We start from the raw sequence: 18,895 nt of genomic DNA, 5'->3' as shown, positions 1-18,895 counted from the left end.
TGATCGTTCTCGGCCCTTCCAAGGCCAAGAACCGGGGCGGGCAGGCCGAGGAAACCGGCGCGGTCTGGCCGGAGGCGATGCTTCGCGCGCGGGCCGATGTCCTGGCGAGGTCCAAGGTCGACGACGGGGGGCTGCGGCCCGCGTGGCTCCGCTACAGCGGGAGCTTCTACCGGAACGTCGGCGGCGCCCTGGGCGAGGCCGCCGCGTCCGGCCGGACACTGATCCTCAGCCGCGGCTACGGGCTCCTGCGTGCCGATGAGCCGATCTCCTACTACGACCGGAAACTCGGACTCGGCGACTGGCCGTCCGGCGTGCTCGAAGACGCCGTCCTCGGGGAAGCACGCCGGATCGGGGCGGCGAAGGTGGTCACGTTCGTCTCCGCCAGCGCCGACTACGCGAAGTTGGTCCGCCGAATCCGTTGGGGGCTTCACGGAAATCGGCGGTGTGCCGGTGACGATCGACTTCCACGGAGGCGGCGCGCAGGTCGAGGTGCCACGGCGGCTGGCACAGGCTTTCGGCGCCTGGTGGCGCCGGTCGCCGCCGGGCCGTCCGGCGGGCATGGTCGTGGAGGAACTCGGCTGACGACCGGTCACGGTCACCGCGTCTCGGACAGCACCTGCGCGGCGCGAAGGAAGGCTTCGCGATCGGCGGCGGAAAGCTGCGCGAGCAGCAGTTCTTCCTCCTCCTGGATCTTCGCCTGGGCCGACCTCCGCGCGGCGCGGCCGGTTTCGGTGATCCCCAGCAGCCGGACCCGGCGGTCCTTCGGATCCGGCTCGCGGGTGATCAGCCCGTCCTCCTGAAGCCGGTCGAGGGTGCCGATGATCCGCGTCTTGTCCGCGCCGATCGCCTTCGCGAGGGCGGCCTGCGTGCGGACGGGCCCGTCGTCGAGCGCGCTCAGCACCACGTAGCCCCACATGGTCAACCCGTGCTCGGCCAGCACTGGCGTCTCGGCGTTCATCAGCCGTCGCATCAGCCCGCCGAGCATCGCCGCGAGGTCCGGCCTCCTTTGCTCCGCCATGCGCAGACCATACCGACCTGATCGGTGAAACCGGTTGACTAACTCGTGTGCATATGTAGATGATGTGCTTATGCCTATCGACGAGCTCCGCATTCTCGACGCCATCGTGACCCGTGCCAGCCTGGACCTGGTCACCAAGATCACGCCCGCCGACCTGACCAAACCGACGCCGTGCAGCGCCTGGACCCTGCACGGCCTGCTGGCGCACATGGCCACTCAGCACCACGGCTTCGCCGCCGCGGCCGAGGGCGAGACCGGCCTCGACCACTGGCGGCTGCTCCCGTTGGGCGACGACCCCGTGGAGACCTACCGCGCCTCGGTCAAGCGAGTGCTGAACGCCTTCGTCCCCCACGACCTCGCCGACCGGAAATTCGCCCTTCCCGAGTTCTCCACCGAAATCACCTTCACCGCGGAGCAGGCTCTGGGCTTCCACTTCGTCGACTACCTGGCGCACTCCTGGGACGTGGCCCGAACCCTCGGCCTGCCGCTCAAGTTCCAGCGAGAGGTGCTCGAAGCCGGACTGCGCTTCGCCGAGGCGATCCCGGACGGGAAGAACCGGAAAGCACCGGGCGCCGCGTTCGGCCCGGCCGTCGACGAGAAGGGGCCGTCCGGCCTGGACACGATCGTCGCCCTGCTCGGCCGCTCACCGTCGTGGTCCGCCACGGCGGTCGCGGCCTGACCGCACCGCGGGCGTGACGGCCGCATCCCGGTCGTCACGCCTCCGCGCAGGTCACGACACCGCGCCGGCGTGCTGCGCAGCCTCGAGAATCCGGGCGGTGACCAGCTCCGGTCTCTCCAGGGACAGCCCGTGCGTGGTGTCGGGCACGACCTCGGCATCGATGTGCGGGCTCAGTGACCCGAGCCGGGCCACCACCTCGCGAGCACGGAGGATGACGCTGCGTTCGGCGACCACGATCCGGGTGGGTACGTCGATCGCGGACAACTCTTCGTCGCCGAACAGGTGCATCTCAGGAAGATGCTGTTCGTATTTGAGGGCAGCGAAAAGCAGAGGCCGCACGGTGTGCCGCACCGCGGGATCGCCGGACGCCACCAGCCGGAGCAGCCACTTCGGCAAGAACCAGCGGACGATCTCGCCGAAGCTCCACCAGAGGAAGCTCCGGCCGATCGCGCCGAACCCCGCGGCTTCGAAGGTGACGACTCCGGCCAGCCGGTCGGTCGTCCGGGTGGCGAGGTTCAAAGCGAGCCGGCCGCCTCGCGAGACACCGGCAAGGTGGACCTTTTCGTGGCCGGTTCCCTCGAGCACCCCCTCGACGAGATGGCGACCGGGGACGAACGCACCATCGTGCGCGCCTACTGACCGCCGTCCTGCCGGACGGCGAACGCCGCCGCATGCTGGCCGCGGTCCAGATCGCCTACTTCGCCGTCGATGTCATCCGCGGAAGTCAGGACCCCGGCCAGGAACCGCTTCTGCCGCACCTGACCCGCGCGCTCACCGAGCTGCTCCGAAGCGCGCAGGCGAAGGGCAGCGTCCCCGCCCGCGTCGACCCCACGCTGGAGGCCGACGCGCTCGCGACGATGTCCGCCGGCCTCGTGACCGCGATCATGGTCGACGCCTACACCTCGGATCGCGCGGCGGAGATCGTCGACTACCGGCTCGACGAGGTGTTCAGCGGCGCTCGATGAGCGCCTCGATGCCGTCCAGGATGCGACCGAGACCGAACTCGACGTCGGCCTCCTCCATGCCTTCCGCGCCGTACGCCTCGGAGATCACGGCGGCGGTACGCAGATAACCTCGCCCCTCGAGACGCGGTCCCAGGAACGCGCTCAGCGCCCGGACCTGATCCGAAGGGTGCGCGTTCACGTCTCGGAGGAGGGAAGCGGTGCTGCGCACCCATCCGTCCACGAGGACGGCGCACCCGGTCACGTCCTGGACGCTCAGGCCCGAGCCTGCCATCCCCTCCAGGAAGTTCTCCAGCCATCCCAGCAGGTTCGGCGTGCTCGGCGCCCTTCGCACCGGCAGGTCGATCAGCCACGGGTGCCGGCGGCAGCGCAGGAGAAGCGCACGGGCCCACGCCGTGACGGCAGCGCGCCAGTCGCCGGACGACGGTTCCGGCGGGGGCCCCCAAGCCGCTTCGGCGACAAGGACGAGCAACTCCTCCTTGGAGCTCAGGTACCGGTAGAGCGCGTTCGCGGTGACGCCGAGCCGTTTGGCGATCGACGGCATGGACAGTGCCGCGTAACCCTCCGCGTCGGCCTGCGCGATGGCCGCGTCGACGATCTGCGCGAGGCTGTAACCCGGCTTCGGTCCGCGCCGTGGTGCCGGGGTGTGCCCCCAGGCCAGCGCGGTACCCGGCGGCAGCAAGTCGATCTCGACGTCGTCCATCGGGGCATTGTCGCACCCACAACCGGTAAAGGCATGTACTGTTCATGTCGTACACAATTACTTCACGGACTGGGGATGATCATGACCGAACCGACCAGGCGGAACGTGCTCCGTGGCGCGGCCGCGCTCGTCATCGGAGGAGCCGCCGCGACCTCCGGGAGCACCGGGGCCGCCTACGCCGCGCCGACTCCGGCGAAGCCGCGTCACCCGTTCGTCGAAGGCGCGTTCGCGCCGGTGAAGGAGGAGGTGACCGCGTTCGGCCTGCCGGTCACCGGCCGCGTTCCGAAGGACCTCTGCGGGCGGTACCTGCGCACCGGGCCGAACGTCCTCGGGCTCGAAGATCCGCGCGCTCACCACTGGATGCTGGGTGAGGGGATGGTGCACGGCGTCCGGCTGCGCGACGGGAAGGCCGAGTGGTACCGCAACCGCTGGGTACGTTCGTCCGGTGTCGCGGCGAAACTGGGTGAGCGGTACCCGTGGCCGGTGCCACCCGAGGATTTCGCGCCGAACACCCATGTGATCGGCCATCACGGCCGAATCCTCGCCCTGCAGGAATCCGGAGCACCGCCGTACGAACTCGACGGCGAGCTGAACACGTTGGGGCCCTTCGATTTCGGCGGCTCGCTGGCGGGTTCCTACACCGCGCACACGAAGTTCGACGCGCGCGCCGACGAACTCCATGCGGTGACCTATCACCCGACCTGGGACCACGTACGGCACCTGCTGATCGATCGGACCGGCCGCGTCGTGCGGACCACCCGAATCCCGGTCACCGACAGCCCGATGATGCACGACTTCGGGCTCACGGAGAACTACGTGGTCGTCTTCGACGTGCCGGTCACCTTCGATCCGCAACCGGGCAAGATCGTGCCCTACAAGTGGAACAGGGAACATCCGGCCAGGGTCGGCGTGCTGAACCGCGACGGTGGTCCGGTCCGCTGGTTCGGGGTGGACCCGGTGTTCTACTCGCACACGCTCAACGCCTACGACCACGGCTCCACGGTGGTGGTCGACCTGACGACGATGCCGGCACCGTTCGAGGTGTCCGGCAAGCAGGGCTTCGGCGGCCCTTCGGCGTCGGGGCCACCCGTGCTGGAGCGCTGGACGATCGACCTCGCGAAGGGTCGCGTGCGGCGCCGTGTGCTCGACGATCGGCCACAGGAGTTCCCCCGGGTCAACGAAAACCTGGTGTCACGACGGCACCGGTACGGTTACTCGGCCTCCCCCGGCGAACTGTTCGACGTCTACCTGGACAAGCCCGCCGACACCTTCGGCAACGCGCTGATCAAGCACGACCTGCGCAACGGACACTCGGAGGTGCATCGCTTCGGCCGGGGCGCCGACGCGAGCGAAGCGGTGTTCGTGCCGTCGTCCCGCGGTAAGGCAGAAGACGACGGTTACGCCCTCGCCTACGTGAACGACCCCGACCGCAACGCTTCGGATCTGGTGATCCTGTCGGCACAGGACTTCACCGCGAAGCCCTTGGCGCGCATCCATCTGCCGAGGCCGGTGCCGCTGGGCTTCCACGGAAGCTGGATCGCCGACTGACCGTCAGGGCGGTCGCCGGACACCCGGCGACCGCCCGCTCTGTTCACGACCCGCTGAGTACCTCCTCCAGCGCGGCGGCGGAATCGGGATAGCGCTCGAGCAGCACCAAACCGCCGGGTGCGGCGCTGCCCCAGGGCTCGTCGCACCCCAGAAGCCCCGCCACGGCGTCACAGGCCGCCGGGTGCGCGGCCAGCAGCGCGAGCCCGCTCCCACCTGATTTCCTCGGTAAGGCAAGTGGTTCCGGCTGGTTCTTCCAGGGCGGGACCCATGCGTCGAGAGTCGCGAGACGACCAGGGAAAATCCGCCCGGCCTCCCGCACGAGCAGCGGCACCAGCTCCGCACCCCGGGACCGCAGCGTGGTGATCAACGTCGGCAGCCACGGCAACAGCAACCTGTCCGGAAGCTCGGCGAAGGCGTTCGACACCGCCTCGACGACGAAGTCGGCCAATCCCGGCGCCGGTTCCAACGCGTGGACGAAGCCGCTCAGATAGCGCGGGTAAGCGGGCAGCACCAACGGGTTCGCCAGCAATCCGGCACACCGCTCACGCAGTTCCGCCCGCGAGAGGCCGCCGAGTTGGACCTGAGCCGCCCACAGCAACGCCACCTTCGACGGCTCCTCCGGATGCGATCCGGCGATCGCCAGCTCCAGCTGCGTACGGTCGCACCCCAGCGACAAGGCGAGCGCCTCCATGCTGAACAGGAAGCCCAGCATGGCGGCGACCTGCTCGACACCGGCCTCTTCGTCGGCGAAGGCCGCCGGGAGCAGGGTGCAGTAGTGCGCGTACCCCGTCCTGACGAAGTCCTCGATCCACCGGGGCAGCACCGGCTCGCCGGTCCGGTAATGCGCCAGCAGCCTCCGCACTCGCCGCAGCACTTCCGGAGCGCCGTCGACCGTGCGTTCGGTGGCCAGCACCTCCAGCGCACGCGTGCCCAGCTCCCCTGCCAGCCGGGCGCCGCGCAGGTAGAGCGTCGCGTCCTCGACCGCTCCGAGCACCTTCGCCGCGGTGGCCTGCGGGTGGTAGGCGGCACGCCGAAGCCGTTGCTCCAGCACTTGTTCGATGCTGACGCCCTCGTAACCCAGCTCGATGAGGGCCCGCTGGTGAGTGCCCAGCGCCAGATCCCACGACTCCTGGATCGGCCGCTCACCGAGCCGCCGCTCCCCCATGATCGGCCGCGCCGCGCCGTGCGGCATCAGGTACCGCAGCATCCACAGCAGATCGGAGCAGGGCTCCAGCTCCGGCTTCGAAGCGATGTCCAGCAGCGCTCGCTGTACCCCTCGTTGCTGCAGCTTGAGGTTGAGAGGTTCGAGCCTGTCGTGCACGTCGCGAGCCAGCGGCGGCAACGCGTCGTAGCCGACCTGGCCGATCCGGTCGCCGCCCATCATGATCTCGACGAGCCGGCGCACGTCGCGCCTGCCGGGTACGACGTCCTTCTCGATACAGGTGACCGCCGCGTCCTGGAAGTCGTACGGCGTCGGCTTGGCTCGGTCACGCAAGCCCGCCAGCAGGATCGACGTCTCGAACACCGCGATGGCGTCGGCCGTCGAGGACAGGTACCCGTTGCGCCGCGCCGCCCGCACGATCTCGACCGACCAGCCCAGCAGCTCCGTCTCGTCCAGCCGGTCGAGCACCGGAGGCCGTCGCAGGAACCCGGAAAGCCGATCCGACGCCACCGGATCCGGGGTCTGGGCCGGCAGTTCCGCGGCCTTCTTTCGCTTCGGGACGCCCACCTGCCCGGCCAGCCGGAACTGCTTCACCTTGGTGCGCTTGAGGTTCTTCGCCCACTCCGTCGCGGCGATCGACACCGATCCGCCGGCGAGCCCGAACTGCGCCTCGATCGAGGCGTGGCTCGACGGGATCAGCCCGTACTGCCAGGTGCTCGCGCTGCGTGGGCTGATCACGAATCCGTCCGTGCCTTCGACGCCGAACTCCGCGACCCGGCTGGCGGCGTGGAACGCGCCGCAGAGGTAGAGGCAGTCCGCGGGATCGGCGCCCGAGCTGGCGAGGTGCTCGCGCATGCGGGTCCACATGTAGCGCTCTCGGTCTTCGTCCACCCGCACGCGCCGGGTGTCGCCGGGCGCGAGGCGGCGGAACAGGCTGCCGATCAGGAACATGACCTGGCGGTAGGTGTCATGGTCGCTGTCGCCGAGCGGCAGCTCGACGTACTGGTGCCACCACTCCGACCAGTGCCGCACGCGTCCGTGTCGCAGGAGGTGTTCCTCGAGTTCGGCGAACCGCGGCCGCAGGTCGCCGATCTCGACGCCGACCGCGTCACCGTGCAGTGCGGCCTCTTCCTCCGCGGGCGGCGCGTCCGGCTCCGGGGAGGATTCGCCTTCGCTCCACTGGAAGACGTGGTCGGCCGACCGGTCGACGAGGACGAGTTCGACGCCGGGGGTGTCGAGGGCGTATGCGATCGCCTGGTACTCGGCCGAAGCCTCGGTGATCGGAGCGACGACGGACAGGGGCGCCCACTCGGCGGGGAACCCCTTCACCTCCGTCGCGAAAGCCTGCACCGCCACGGGAAGACGGCAGTTGCGCAACTCGGTCAGCAACGGTGCCATGTCTTCACACAATTCGAGGTACACCACCTTCGGCTGCTTCTCGCGCAACCTCCGGGCCATCGCCACGGCCGAAGCCGGGGAATGGTGGCAGACCGGGAAGATCTCCAGCGGCTCCCGCACCGCGCGGTCGACGTCGTCGACGAGCCCGAGCAGGATGCCCTCCAGCGCGCCTGGCCCGTCGGCGAAGGCGGCCGCGGCCTCCTGCAGCTGGCCGCGCAGCGCCTCGAAGGCGCCGCTCACGAGAGGGTGGCGATCGCGTCGCGGCCGCCGTCGAGGAACTCCGGCCAGTCCCCGCCCTCGTCCTTGCTGCGCGGCTCGACGACGCCGTGCAGGTACTTGTTGAGGATCGCCAGATCCTCCGGCTCACGACGGGCGAGCGAGCCGACCAGCGACGACGCGAGCGTCCGGGCGGTCAGTGCCCGCTCGCCGAAGAAGTTGCTGTGCAGCACCGCGTCTTCGAGCACGCCGATCTGTTCGGCGGTGGACAACGCGGACTCCAGCTTCTCGTCGTCGCTGCCCGCCGACGTCGCCGCGGCACGCAGGTCACCGAAGCTGCGCAGCAGCACGTCGAGCAGGGTCGGCGGCACGTCCAGCTCGATCTGGTGACGGCGCAGCAGCTCCTCGGTGCGGAAACGGACGATCTCCGCCTCGCTCTTCTTGTTCGTCACCACCGGGATGCGGACGAAGTTGAAGCGGCGCTTGAGCGCGGAGGACAGGTCGTTGACGCCGCGGTCGCGGCTGTTGGCGGTGGCGATCACGGAGAAGCCGGGTTTGGCGAAGACGATGCCGTCACTGTCGAGTTCCGGTACCGAGATGTACTTCTCGGACAGGATCGAGATCAGCGCGTCCTGCACGTCGCTGGTGGACCGGGTCAGCTCCTCGAACCGGCCGATCGAGCCCGCCTCCATCGCGGTCATGATCGGCGACGGGATCATCGACTCCCGGGACTGGCCTTTGGCGATGACCATGGAGACGTTCCACGAGTACTTGATGTGGTCCTCGGTGGTGCCGGCGGTCCCCTGCACGACGAGCGTCGAGTTGCGGGAGATCGCCGCGGCCAGCAGTTCCGCGAGCCAGCTCTTGCCGGTGCCGGGGTCGCCGATCAGCAGCAGCCCGCGATCGGAGGCGAGCGTGACGATGGCCCGTTCGACGATGCTCCGGTCGCCGAACCATTTCTGCGAGATTTCGCGGTCGAGGCCGTCGGCGCGCTCGGCGCCGAGGACGAACAGGCGCACCATTTTCGGGGACAGGCGCCAGGCGAACGGTTTGGGGCTGTCGTCGATCGACTCCAGCCAATCCAGCTCTTCGGCGTACTTGAGTTCGGCGGGGGCACGCAGGACGTCGGACATGTCTTGCCTTTCGGAACGGTTCAGGAGGTGAGGAAGGTCTTGAGTTCGTGGACGAGCTTGGTGATGTGGCCGGAGATCACCGGCGTGCCGAGATCCTTGAAGCGCTCGCGGAACCAGGGGTTCACGCTGCCCCGGCCGGCGCTGGTGACCGAGCCGACCGGGATGAACTTCGCCCCGGACCGGTGGATCGCGGCCATGCTCTCGAAGAGCTGCTCGACGCGGGTCTCGTAGAAGTCGGAGATCCACACCACCACGGTGTTGGCGGGCTCGGCGATCTTCGGCCGGGTCAGCGCCATCGCGACCATGCCGTCGTTGCCGCCGCCGAGATTGGTGCGCAGCAGGGTTTCGAACGGATCATGCACCCACGGCGTGAGGTCGAGCGCCTGGGTGTCGTAGGCGATCAGGTGAACGTCCACTTTGGGCAGTCCGGCGAAGATCGAGGCCAGCACGGCGCAGTTGACCATCGAGTCCACCATGGAACCGGACTGGTCGACGACCGCGATGAGCCGCTGCGGAGTGGTCTTCTTCGCGGTCTGCTTGTAGTAGAGGCGATCGACGTAGAGCCGTTCCTCTTCCGGGCTCCAGTTGGTGAGGTTCTTCCAGATGGTGCGATCGAGGTCGAGGTTGCGGAACACGCGCTTCGGCGGGACCGAGCGGTCCACCTTGCCTGTCGAGGCCTTCTCGACCTGGGTCCGCAGGACCTCCGCGATCTCGTCGACGTAGCGGCGGATCAGCGACTTCGCGTTGGCCAGGGCCACTCCGGACAGGTTGTCCTTGTCCCGCAGCAACTGTTCGATGAGGGACATGCTGGGGCTCAGCTTCGCCGCGAGCGCGGGATCGGCGAGGACCTCGCGCAGGTGCATCCGCTTGACGAGGTCGGCCTCGATGGCGCCGAGTTCCGGCCCGATCCCCGGAAGCAGGGTGCTCAAGTCGGGAGCGCCGCCCCCTCCCGTGCCGCCGAGCCCGGTCGGAGCACCACCGGGACGACCGCCGCGGAGCTCACCCGGCCGGCATCCCAGCGCACGCTCGAACCAGCCCGCGTCGGCCTGCCAGCCGGACAGCTGCCCGGCTGTCACCGTGGCGGGTGCCGCGGCGAAGACGTTGAACAGCACCTTCGACACCAGCGCGGCGCGCCGCACCTCCGCGGCCTTGTCACGATCGTCTTCGGCTCCGGGGACCATCAGCCCGTCGAACTCGGCGGCCAGCTCCGGATGACGCTGGACGACCGAGTCGACCGCGACGTGCGGATCCAGCAGAGCGGACGGCAGGCCGATGTCCTCGACCACGGCCACACTCGCCGCTTCGAGCGCGGCCTGTTCCTCGGTGTCGAAAAGCCGGGCGAGCAGCCGCCAGTACAGGACCTGACGGCGGTTGTCCTCGGATTCGGTCATTTCCGCAACAGCCTTCCGGCGCGTTCACGCAGTACGGCCGCGGCCTCGGTGGCCGCCTTCTCGGCTTTCACGCCGGCCTTGTCCGTGGTGCCCCCGGCCCAGGCTCCGGCGTGCACGGCGGTGGTCTTCTTGCGCACCGTGGTCTCCACCGCGAGCGGCTGGAGCCGGAATCCGCCGTCCCACCGGATCAGGCCGATGCACGCGCTGGAACTCGCGACCGCTTTCGGGGTCAACGGACCGGCGACCGGGATGCGGTCGGTCTCGACGGCGAGGTGGTTTCCCGCGAACGTGAACGTGAGCGCGTCTTCTTCACCCTCGATGCCGTACCCCTCGAGGAAGACGGGAACGGCGATCCGGACCGGATGCCTGTCGAGTGGCGCGACCGACGGCATGGCGGCCTTCGGCAATGCGACACGCGCGGTCGAGAAGGCATCCGCGGGCTCACCGACGCGAGCATGCCCGTCCTGCCAGAGCAGGTCGCCCTCGGCGGTGACCGGCATCCCGGTGAGCTCCATCGAGCGGCCCTCGCCGATCGCCGTCAGCAGGGAAAGCCGCGGGCGCAGCAACTGCCAGATCCCGGCGCCGACGATCGTGTCCGGCTTCGGCACTGTCACGCTCGCCCGCACGAGCCGCGGCGTGCTGCCGTCTTCGGGCTCGAACACGGCGTGGACCTGAGCTTGCGCGGCCGTCGAATGTTCCATCAAGTCGACCCCGAGCGGCAGCAGGCGGCCGGTGACCGTGCCGTGCGCGGGCGTGGCCGCGGGCAAGGTCAGCAGCATTCCGCGCGACCACAGGTCACCCCAGCGCCGAGCCGGAACGCGCTCCGACGCCGCACCGGGACAGGACGCGGCGAGCTCCGCCGCGAAGCCGTCGAGCAGCACGGCCGGCCGGCGCAGGCTCGGCTCGGCGAGCAGTGCGGAAATCATCGGCGCCGACGCCGAAATCAGGTCGTGGTCGATACCCTGCCAGCCGGCACGGGCCAGATCGGACAGCCAGGAACGAGCGGCGGCCAGCAGGTTCGGCGAGTCCGAAGCGGACACTCGCCGGACGGCCTCCTCTTCCCCTGGCCTGCCGGTCGCCTCGGCGAGGCGCGCGAGGACAGCGTCGTGCACGGAACCGAACACCGCGATCCTTGCCGCGGCGAGGGAAACGAAGTGGTCCTCCCCCGCCGCCCCGGCCGCCGTCTTCTCGACCGCTTCGGCGACTCTCGCTGCCAGCGGCGACCCTGCGAGAGCCTCAGCCAGCTCGGTCAAACCGCCGATCCTCTGCGGACGAAGCAGCCCGGCGACGAGTACGTCGTCGAAGGCGTCGGCCACCGCCAGTGCCTCGTCGAGCCCGGTGATGGGGTCGGAGAGCAGATCGGTGCGCATCATCCCACCGCCCTGGTCGGCGGGAACCAGTGCAGTTCCGGCACCGGCGCCGTCGACGCTTCGAACTCCAGATAGGCCAGGTGCCGCAGAAACTGGCTGAACACGGACGCGGCGGCGGTGTTGTCGCCCTGCGACGGCCGCGTCGCGCCCATGGTCTGCGAAATGGCCCGCGCGGTCGGCTCGGGAGGCTCTACGCGCAGATGTCTCGCGACACGCTCGGCGCCGTACTGGAGAGCGGCTTCGTCGAGCAAGGCGAGAATGTGGTTGCAGAACATGCCCCGCGCCCCGCCGCAAGGCCGATTGTTGTTGGTACTACAGGCGAACTCGTACGTGCTCGCCGCGACCGACGACACGTACACGCGCCCGATGTCCGATCCGCTGGACACCACACCCTGCACCCGTCCGTCGGCCAGTTCGACGAACGGGACCTTCGCGAGTTTGCGCGGGCGGGCAGGTGGCAACACTCGGGCCGTGCTCGCTCTTTCCCAGTCTGACAACGCATCTTCTCCTTGCGGGGTGCCTCGGTGGGGACTGGGAAGAACCTAGCGGGAGACACCGACAGTTTTGCTCACATCCGACTTTTCCCGAGCTGAGCGGCCAGATCGGCGAGGCTCTCGGCATGGAAGTCGAAGCGATCCGCCGCCGAGGGCGGGTCGCCGACGGGCCTGGCGACGTAAGCGGTCCGCAGACCGACGCTCTGCGCTCCCCTCAGGTCCCACGAGTGGGTGGCGACCATCAGCAACCGCTCCGGCTTCGTCTTGGTCAGCTCGACGGCCAGTTCGTAGACGGCCGGGTCCGGTTTGTAGGTCCGCGCCTCCTCGGCGGAGAGGGCTTGATGCCAGCGGAGGCCGGCGTGGGCGTTCATCCGGAGCAGGGCCGTCCGGCCGGCGTTGGAAAGGCCGATGATCGGGTAGTGCTCGGCAAGCCTCGTCAGTCCTTCGACGGTGTCCGGCCATGTCGGGAGCTTCGGTGTCACGTCCGTCTTGGTGACCGACTGGGCTGCTTCGCGATCGAGAACGTCACTCGGGACGTACGGCCGCACCCCTTCGACGATGCGCCGCTGCTCGGTCTCGACGTGACTCAGCCATCGGCCGACCAGCTCGTCCGCGTCGGCATCCGGCGCGGCTCGGTGGACGGCCGCGCGAATTCCCGCCGGTTCGTCGACGAGCGTGCCGAGTATGTCGAACACCAAGGCGTCGATCTCCACGGAGCACCTCCGAGTAAGGGTTAAAGTAGCGGTTGACCGTGAACGTACGAGAGGCCGGTAAGGGATGCAAGTAGCGTTAGACGATTACGTCCGGGCGGCGGGCATCGCTACTGAGCTGGTCAACACCGCCGCAGAGGTTTGGCACGGTGAAGACAAGTTGCCCGACCTGACATCTCTCGCCACCTTCGCCGAGCTTCACTCACTGCCTGAGCCCACCCGGACCGGTGAGGTGCGTGCCGTTCACCGGCTACGCGACACGGTGCGGGAGCTGATCGACCATCCGGACCGGGCCCGGCTCATCACCGGCGCCACCGCGCTCACCTCTTCGCTCGGTGACGTCACCCTCGACACCTCCTCCGGCCGCGCTCGATGGGCCGTCTCGCTCCGGCCGGGCGCGACCGTCTTCGACGCGCTTTCCCTGAGCTGTGGCGTCGGAATACTCGGCGTCGTCCAGACCCTCGGCGTGGCACGGTTCCGCGCCTGTGGCGCACCCGCTTGCCGAGGTGCGTTCATCGACACGACGCGTCCCGGACGGCGGCGCTATTGCATGCCGGGATTGTGCGGAAATCGCGTCAACGTGGCCAACCACCGGGCACGCAGGGCCTCCATATCCACGCCCGAGCTTCACCGCGCTTGAACTGCCCGAGGACTACGAGTTTGTCCGACGATGAGCGAAATATCCGCCACTGTGGACTTTTCCAATCGGAATTCGAGGCTTCGTAGGCGAAATGCCGTAATAGCGGTTCGAGAATATGGCCCCATCAAAAAAAGCTGCCTACTTCGAAGTATGATGCGCGAGAGTGAAATTTGTCGACAGTGAACGAGCCGTGGTGGACAATCGAATGCGCGCGGCAACCCTGAACCAGGCCCTTGCCGCGCTCAGTTCCCTCGCTCCCATCATTCGGCGAAAAGGAAACCCATGCATGACGATGATGAACCTGTAGGCCGGGTACTCGGCAGGCGGCAGGCGTTGATTCTCCTCGGCGCAGCCGGTGCGACGCTCACCGTCGCCGGAGCCGCCACCGCGAGTGCCACCACCTCCGGCACCGGCACACCCGAGGTCTGCACGCTGGACTGCGTGGTCAAGCCGGAACAAATGGAAGGTCCGTACTTCGTCGACGAACGGCTCAACCGCTCCGACATCCGCAGCGAGCCATCCACCGGGCAATTGGTCGCCGGTACTCCGCTGGCACTCAATTTCACCGTTCAGCAGATTCGCCAGCAGGTGTGCACGCCACTTCCGGACGCCATGGTCGACCTCTGGCAGTGCGACGCGTTCGGGCTGTACTCCGACATTCCGTCCCAGGGCAGTCGCGGCCGCCGTTTCCTGCGCGGTTACCAGAACACCGACCAATCGGGAGCGGCCCGGTTCACGACCATTCTGCCGGGCTGGTATACGGGACGCACACTGCACATCCACCTCAAAATACGCACCGTCGGAACCAACGGCCGGCCGTACGAATTCACCTCACAGCTTTACTTCACCCCCGAATTCGGTGCGGCCTATCTGCGCACCGAGCCGTACCGGCGGAAAGGCCCGGCCGACACGACCAACAGCCGGGACGCGATCTACCGCAGTGGCGGAGCCCAGATGCTGCTGCGTCCACAGCAGGCCGGGAACGGCTACGCGGCGGACTTCGCGATCGGTCTCGACCTGTCGAACACCCAGGTCGGCCGTCCCGACTAGAGCAAGGCCCTGTCCACCGCCAGGCGACCGAGAGGTCGCAGCGGGTATGCCGTCCGCCGCGCCGGCCTGAGGCTGCGCGGCGGACGGCCACGCTCCCCGAACCGAAGCCGTGAGCGCGATCGGCCACGGCCCGCCGACCTTCGAACCCACGGCCCGCCGACACGACGAAATAGCCGGCACGGAGCCCTCCCCGGCAAGCGCCGGGGAGGGCTCCGCCACAGTCAGCCGTCAGACGCCGGCGATCTGCTGGATCCAGGGCCGGTACCGCGTGATGTTCGTGTACGCGGTCGTGGTCTGCCGGTCACTCGTCGACGCGACGCCGACCTGACGGCCGGAGGCGAACATCGGGCCGCCCGAGTCCCCGCCGGCGGTGATGCCGTCGCCGCGGCGCGCGCAGACCGCGATGCCACCGTTGTAGTCACGGCAGGAGACCGAGGTGACCGAGACGTTGGCGACCTTCAGGTAGCGCGACTGGCAGTTGATCTCCGAGCCGCACTGGCTGGTCGCGCCCCAGCCGTAGACCTGGACGGTCTGCCCGACGGAGACGTTGGCGGTGGTGCCCAGCGGCGAGTACGTGGCGTTCACCGGGGCGGTGAGGCGCACGATGGCGAGGTCCGCGCTCGGGTGCCGGGTGACGGTCGAGCCGGTGGCCATGGTGCCGCCGCTCTGCTGGTCGAGGCTGCCGATCCGGAAGGTGAACGTGCCGCTGCCGGCCACGCAGTGCTTCGCGGTCAGGATGTACTGCGGCGCGATGATCGTCGAGGTACAGGTCTGCCTGCCGTTGGCGAAGAGCCTGGCCGCCCAGGGGCCGCTCGACGCGTTCTGGCCGCCGATGATCATCGGCTGGACATCGGAGGACGGTTCCGCGGCGGACGCCACGGGGGCGGTGACGCCGAGCAGCGCCGCGAAGGCGGTGCCGGCGATCAGGGCGAAGGAGCGCAGTCGCATGGTTCCGACTCATTTCTGCGACCCGGGTTCGGTCGCGCGATGGGGACGAGTGTGCTGATTCTGGGGCGCGGCAAGAGAAATCTGACACCGACGAAAGTCGTGCAACAGGTACCTATCTGTCCGCCGCGACCACCGCTAAGTGGCCCTCTAGGTAGCGGAACGACCCGCTCGTTACGACGACCGGCGTCCGTCCACTTGAGACGGATGGCGGCATAACCCCAGGGACATAACCCCGCTCCGGGGCTTCCCGAAAACCGGGTCCGCCACCACAATCGGGATCATGACCACAGCACAGTGGACCCCGACCTACGGCGACCCCTTCGAGCCGGTGCCCTACCGTCCGGCCCGCATGCCCGCGGCAGAATCGCTGGCCACCGCCGCCGATCTGCGCCGCCGCATGGACACCCGCCGCACCGTGCGGATGTTCTCGGCCGATCCGGTACCCGAGCAGGTGCTGGTGGACGCCATCGCGGTGGCCGCCACCGCCCCCAGTGGCGCTCATCAGCAACCGTGGACCTTCGTGCTCATCGAGGACGCCGCGACCAAACAACGGATTCGTGAGGCGGCCGAAGAGGAGGAGCGCGTCTCCTACGAGGGCAGGCTCGGCGAAGAGTGGCTTTCCGCCTTGCGCCCCCTGGGTACCGATTCCGTCAAGACCCACCTCACCGACGCCCCGTACCTCATCGTGGTCTTCCAGCAGCGCTACTTCCTCGACGAGGACGGCACCAAGCACAAGCACTACTACGTCGACGAGTCGGTGGGCATCGCGGTCGGCATGCTGATCACGGCGTTGCATCTGTCCGGGCTGGCCGCGCTGACGCATACGCCGTCGCCGATGCGATTCCTCGGCGAACTGCTCGAACGGCCCCAAAACGAGAAGGCGTTCGCCGTCATCCCGGTCGGTTATCCGGCCGACGACTGTGTGGTGCCGAACCTGGTGCGCAAGTCGATCGACCAGGTGCTGATCCGCCGCTGAGCGCGAGCGTGACCCGGGTGTGCGCGCACCCGGGTTGCGCGAAGCACCCGCGAACGAACAGTCAAACTGCACATTAGTGCAGTTTAATGCTTACTTTGACGCATCTCTTGACATGTCCATTGGCGATTGGACAAGGTCTGGGCACCGAAGGTGACACGAAGGAGTGTTCTTCATGGCCGACCTGCCCTCTGTCTCCCGGCGGACACTGTTCGGTGGCGCGCTCGCCGCCGGGGCGCTCGCCGCGATCCCGACGAACGCGACCGCAGCCGAAGAGGCGGAAAGCGCGCCTCGCCGTCCTGGTCAGCGCAGCATGATCGGGGTGCCGTTCGCACGGCACCGGACCGTCCGGATCGGGATGATCGGTCTCGGCAATCGCGGGATGTCCATGATCGGCGGGTGGAGCGCCGTACCGGGTGCCGCGGTCACCGCGGTCTGCGACATCCGCGCCGAGCGTGCGAAGGCCGCCGCGGACAAGCTCGCCGCCGACGGGCGCCCGCGCCCGGCCGAGTACGGCGGATCCTCCGACGCCTACAAGAAGATGCTCGCCCGCGACGACATCGATCTCGTCTACATCGCCACGCCGTGGGAGTTCCACTACCCGCAGGGCAAGGCCGCCCTGCTGGCCGGCAAGCACGTCGGCGTCGAACTGCCCATCGCCACCGAACTCCACCACCTGTGGGACCTCGTCGACACCAGCGAGCAGACGCGCAAACACCTGTTCCTCGCCGAGAACTGCAGTTACGGCCGCAACGAACTGGCCATCCTCAAGATGGCGCACGAGGGCGTCTTCGGCGAGGTCACCAACGGGCACGGCGGCTATCTGCACGACCTGCGCGAACTGCTGTTCTCCGACACGTATTACACCGACGCGTGGCGCCGGAAGTGGCACACCCGCAGCACGGCGAGTTTCTATCCGATGCACGGCCTCGCGCCGATCGCCGCCTGTATGGACGTCAACCGCGGCGACCGGTTCGCCACGTTGCGCGCCACGGCGACCGAACCGAAGGGGCTCGCCGACTACCGGAAACGCCACATGCCGCCGGGTCATCCGTCGTGGAAGGAGACCTACGTCAACGGCGACCTGGTGACCTGCCTGATCGAGACCGAGCAGGGGCGGATCATCCGCGCCGAACACGACGTCAGCTCGCCGCGGCCGTACAGCCGCATCAACAGCCTCGCCGGCAGCCGCGGCATCGTGGAGGACTACCCCGCCCGCGTCTACGTCGAGCCCGACCACAGCGGGCACGCGTGGAAGGACTTCGGGCCGTACCGTGAACGCCACGACCACTGGTTGTGGAAGAAGCTCAAGGACGATCCGAACCTCGGCGGGCACGGCGGCATGGACTACGTGCTGCAGTGGCGGATCGTGCAGCAGATGCGCGCCGGGCTGGTGCCGGACATCGACGTCTACGACTCGGCGGCCTGGTGCTCCCCCGTTCCGTTGAGCGTGGTCTCCCTCGAGCGCGGAGGGAAGCCGGTCGCGGTGCCGGACTTCACGCGCGGCGGCTGGCCGAAGCCCCGGGCGGGACTGGATTCGCAGCCTTCGGACATGCCCGGCTGACGTGCGATCCGTGAAGGCCTCCTTCCCTGCTCGACGCGGGAAAGGAGGCCTTCACGGTCTTTCCTGGCTGGTGCTCGTGTCACCACCTTCGACGACTCAGGAGGAATAACGGGGCACGACGCGGTAGACACGGAGATCCTTCGGGGTGCCCTTGGCACGGAAATTCCGGCGCGGGCGCACGAGCACCGCGCCGGGGTCCAGCTCGTCGACGACGCTTCCGCTGGCCAGCACCTCGTCGCCGTCGGCGGCGGCCATGATCCGGGCGGCGATGTTCACGTCGACGCCGAGGTAGTCGTTGCCGACGCGGCGCGGGTTGCCCCGGTGAAGCCCCGCGCGCAGATGGGGCAGGTAGCCCTCGGCCTGGATCACGCTCACGGCGGAGCATGTCTCGTACGCGGCTTTCACCGCCTCACCCGGGTCGGCGAACACGGCCATCACGCCGTCGCCGAGCCCCTTCACGATACTGCCGCGATGCCCGGCGACGACCGATTCGGTCACCTCGGCGACCGAACGCAGCAACTCCAGCACGCGCTCGTCGCCCGCCTGCAAGGCCCAGGTCGAGAAGCCGACCAGATCGGTGAACAGCACCGTGATCCCGTCCGCGGACATCGGCGGCGCCCCGGTCCGGCGGACGGCCTGCCAGGCCTGCACGGCGGCCAGTCCCAGCTCACGGGTGGCGCTGGGCCGGTCCGCACCCGCCTCGGTGAGCAGGCGGGCGAGCCGGTCGGACGAGCGGCCCGTCGACGGCGCCAACGGGTCACCGGGCGTGCCGTCCCCCGGGACGAGCCCGCGGAGGAACCGCGCCCCGCGCACCAGTTCGCCACGCTGGTCCGTCGCACGCAGGAACGTGCGGGTCCGGCGATGCCAAGGCTCGGGTCGTTCGGTCACGATCAAGACCTTAGTGCCTGGTGGTGAACCCACCCCGCGATCGACGCC

Annotated in this window: 19 protein-coding genes; 8 read left to right on the top strand and 11 right to left on the bottom strand. The window is 68.8% G+C overall.

Annotated features, from left to right (window positions below; translation table 11 throughout):
- Positions 1-450 precede the first annotated feature (450 nt).
- Positions 451-582: a hypothetical protein gene (locus P3102_RS16315; protein ID WP_276370237.1), complete on the top strand. Its 132-nt coding sequence runs from the start codon at positions 451-453 to the stop codon at positions 580-582.
- A gap of 13 nt (positions 583-595) precedes the next feature.
- On the opposite strand, the gene P3102_RS16310 is transcribed toward P3102_RS16315, so the two are convergent.
- Positions 596-1,018, bottom strand: coding sequence for a MarR family transcriptional regulator (locus P3102_RS16310; RefSeq protein ID WP_276370235.1), 423 nt, complete (start codon positions 1,016-1,018; stop codon positions 596-598).
- A gap of 70 nt (positions 1,019-1,088) precedes the next feature.
- Between P3102_RS16310 and P3102_RS16305 the strand changes: the two genes are divergently transcribed.
- The gene (locus tag P3102_RS16305) at positions 1,089-1,697 is read left to right on the top strand and encodes a TIGR03086 family metal-binding protein (RefSeq protein ID WP_276370233.1); all 609 of its coding nucleotides are present in this window, start codon (positions 1,089-1,091) and stop codon (positions 1,695-1,697) included.
- 51 nt (positions 1,698-1,748) lie between these two features.
- Here P3102_RS16305 and P3102_RS16300 read toward each other — a convergent pair whose 3' ends face one another.
- Positions 1,749-2,282 carry an alpha/beta hydrolase gene (locus P3102_RS16300; RefSeq protein ID WP_276370231.1) on the bottom strand — a complete coding sequence of 178 codons (534 nt, stop codon included), beginning with the start codon at positions 2,280-2,282 and terminating at the stop codon, positions 1,749-1,751.
- An 86-nt stretch (positions 2,283-2,368) separates the two neighbouring features.
- Between P3102_RS16300 and P3102_RS16295 the strand changes: the two genes are divergently transcribed.
- Positions 2,369-2,662 (top strand): TetR family transcriptional regulator C-terminal domain-containing protein, encoded by a 294-nt coding sequence (locus tag P3102_RS16295; protein WP_276370230.1) that lies wholly within the window; start codon positions 2,369-2,371, stop codon positions 2,660-2,662.
- Here the strand turns inward: P3102_RS16295 and P3102_RS16290 are convergent.
- A complete protein-coding gene (locus P3102_RS16290; RefSeq protein WP_276370227.1) occupies positions 2,646-3,362 on the bottom strand; it encodes a TetR/AcrR family transcriptional regulator in 717 nt (238 codons plus the stop codon). The two genes, P3102_RS16295 and P3102_RS16290, sit on opposite strands and share 17 nt — an antisense overlap.
- An 81-nt stretch (positions 3,363-3,443) precedes the next feature.
- On the opposite strand from P3102_RS16290, the gene P3102_RS16285 reads away from it, so the two are divergent.
- Positions 3,444-4,910: a carotenoid oxygenase family protein gene (locus P3102_RS16285; protein WP_276370225.1), complete on the top strand. Its 1,467-nt coding sequence runs from the start codon at positions 3,444-3,446 to the stop codon at positions 4,908-4,910.
- A gap of 43 nt (positions 4,911-4,953) precedes the next feature.
- On the opposite strand, the gene P3102_RS16280 is transcribed toward P3102_RS16285, so the two are convergent.
- The 6 genes from P3102_RS16280 to P3102_RS16255 form a co-directional block, all read right to left on the bottom strand.
- Positions 4,954-7,710, bottom strand: coding sequence for a DUF5682 family protein (locus P3102_RS16280; RefSeq protein ID WP_276370223.1), 2,757 nt, complete (start codon positions 7,708-7,710; stop codon positions 4,954-4,956).
- Positions 7,707-8,819: an AAA family ATPase gene (locus tag P3102_RS16275; protein ID WP_276370221.1), complete on the bottom strand. Its 1,113-nt coding sequence runs from the start codon at positions 8,817-8,819 to the stop codon at positions 7,707-7,709. Before P3102_RS16275 ends, P3102_RS16280 begins: the two co-directional genes overlap by 4 nt.
- Positions 8,820-8,839: 20 nt before the next feature.
- Complete coding sequence (locus P3102_RS16270) at positions 8,840-10,210, bottom strand: VWA domain-containing protein (RefSeq protein ID WP_276370219.1); 1,371 nt, start codon at positions 10,208-10,210, stop codon at positions 8,840-8,842.
- On the bottom strand, positions 10,207-11,580 hold the full coding sequence (locus P3102_RS16265; protein ID WP_276370218.1) for a hypothetical protein: 1,374 nt from the start codon (positions 11,578-11,580) through the stop codon (positions 10,207-10,209). The genes P3102_RS16270 and P3102_RS16265 overlap by 4 nt, the downstream gene beginning before the upstream one ends.
- Positions 11,580-12,077, bottom strand: a complete 498-nt coding sequence (locus P3102_RS16260) for a hypothetical protein (RefSeq protein WP_276370216.1) — start codon at positions 12,075-12,077, stop codon at positions 11,580-11,582. The genes P3102_RS16265 and P3102_RS16260 overlap by 1 nt, the downstream gene beginning before the upstream one ends.
- A gap of 71 nt (positions 12,078-12,148) precedes the next feature.
- Complete coding sequence (locus P3102_RS16255; protein WP_276370214.1) at positions 12,149-12,787, bottom strand: haloacid dehalogenase type II; 639 nt, start codon at positions 12,785-12,787, stop codon at positions 12,149-12,151.
- Between the two features lie 64 nt (positions 12,788-12,851).
- Here P3102_RS16255 and P3102_RS16250 point away from each other — a divergent pair, with 64 nt between their 5' ends.
- Together P3102_RS16250 and P3102_RS16245 are read left to right on the top strand one after the other, a co-directional pair.
- On the top strand, positions 12,852-13,424 hold the full coding sequence (locus P3102_RS16250) for a CGNR zinc finger domain-containing protein (protein ID WP_276370212.1): 573 nt from the start codon (positions 12,852-12,854) through the stop codon (positions 13,422-13,424).
- Positions 13,425-13,865: 441 nt separating this feature from the next.
- Positions 13,866-14,474: a twin-arginine translocation pathway signal protein gene (locus tag P3102_RS16245; RefSeq protein ID WP_276370210.1), complete on the top strand. Its 609-nt coding sequence runs from the start codon at positions 13,866-13,868 to the stop codon at positions 14,472-14,474.
- Between the two features lie 228 nt (positions 14,475-14,702).
- Here the strand turns inward: P3102_RS16245 and P3102_RS16240 are convergent, their stop codons facing one another.
- The gene (locus P3102_RS16240; RefSeq protein ID WP_276370208.1) at positions 14,703-15,422 is read right to left on the bottom strand and encodes a trypsin-like serine protease; all 720 of its coding nucleotides are present in this window, start codon (positions 15,420-15,422) and stop codon (positions 14,703-14,705) included.
- A 280-nt stretch (positions 15,423-15,702) separates the two neighbouring features.
- Between P3102_RS16240 and P3102_RS16235 the strand changes: the two genes are divergently transcribed.
- Positions 15,703-16,398 carry a nitroreductase family protein gene (locus P3102_RS16235; RefSeq protein ID WP_276370206.1) on the top strand — a complete coding sequence of 232 codons (696 nt, stop codon included), beginning with the start codon at positions 15,703-15,705 and terminating at the stop codon, positions 16,396-16,398.
- A 172-nt stretch (positions 16,399-16,570) separates the two neighbouring features.
- The gene (locus P3102_RS16230; protein WP_276370204.1) at positions 16,571-17,959 is read left to right on the top strand and encodes a Gfo/Idh/MocA family oxidoreductase; all 1,389 of its coding nucleotides are present in this window, start codon (positions 16,571-16,573) and stop codon (positions 17,957-17,959) included.
- Positions 17,960-18,055: 96 nt separating this feature from the next.
- Here P3102_RS16230 and P3102_RS16225 read toward each other — a convergent pair whose 3' ends face one another.
- Positions 18,056-18,847: an adenylate/guanylate cyclase domain-containing protein gene (locus tag P3102_RS16225; protein WP_276370202.1), complete on the bottom strand. Its 792-nt coding sequence runs from the start codon at positions 18,845-18,847 to the stop codon at positions 18,056-18,058.
- Positions 18,848-18,895 lie beyond the last annotated feature (48 nt).

Source organism: Amycolatopsis sp. QT-25 (assembly GCF_029369745.1).
GTDB lineage: Bacteria > Actinomycetota > Actinomycetes > Mycobacteriales > Pseudonocardiaceae > Amycolatopsis.
Note: the sequence above shows the minus strand (reverse complement) of the source record. Positions and strands in the feature narration are given on the sequence as shown.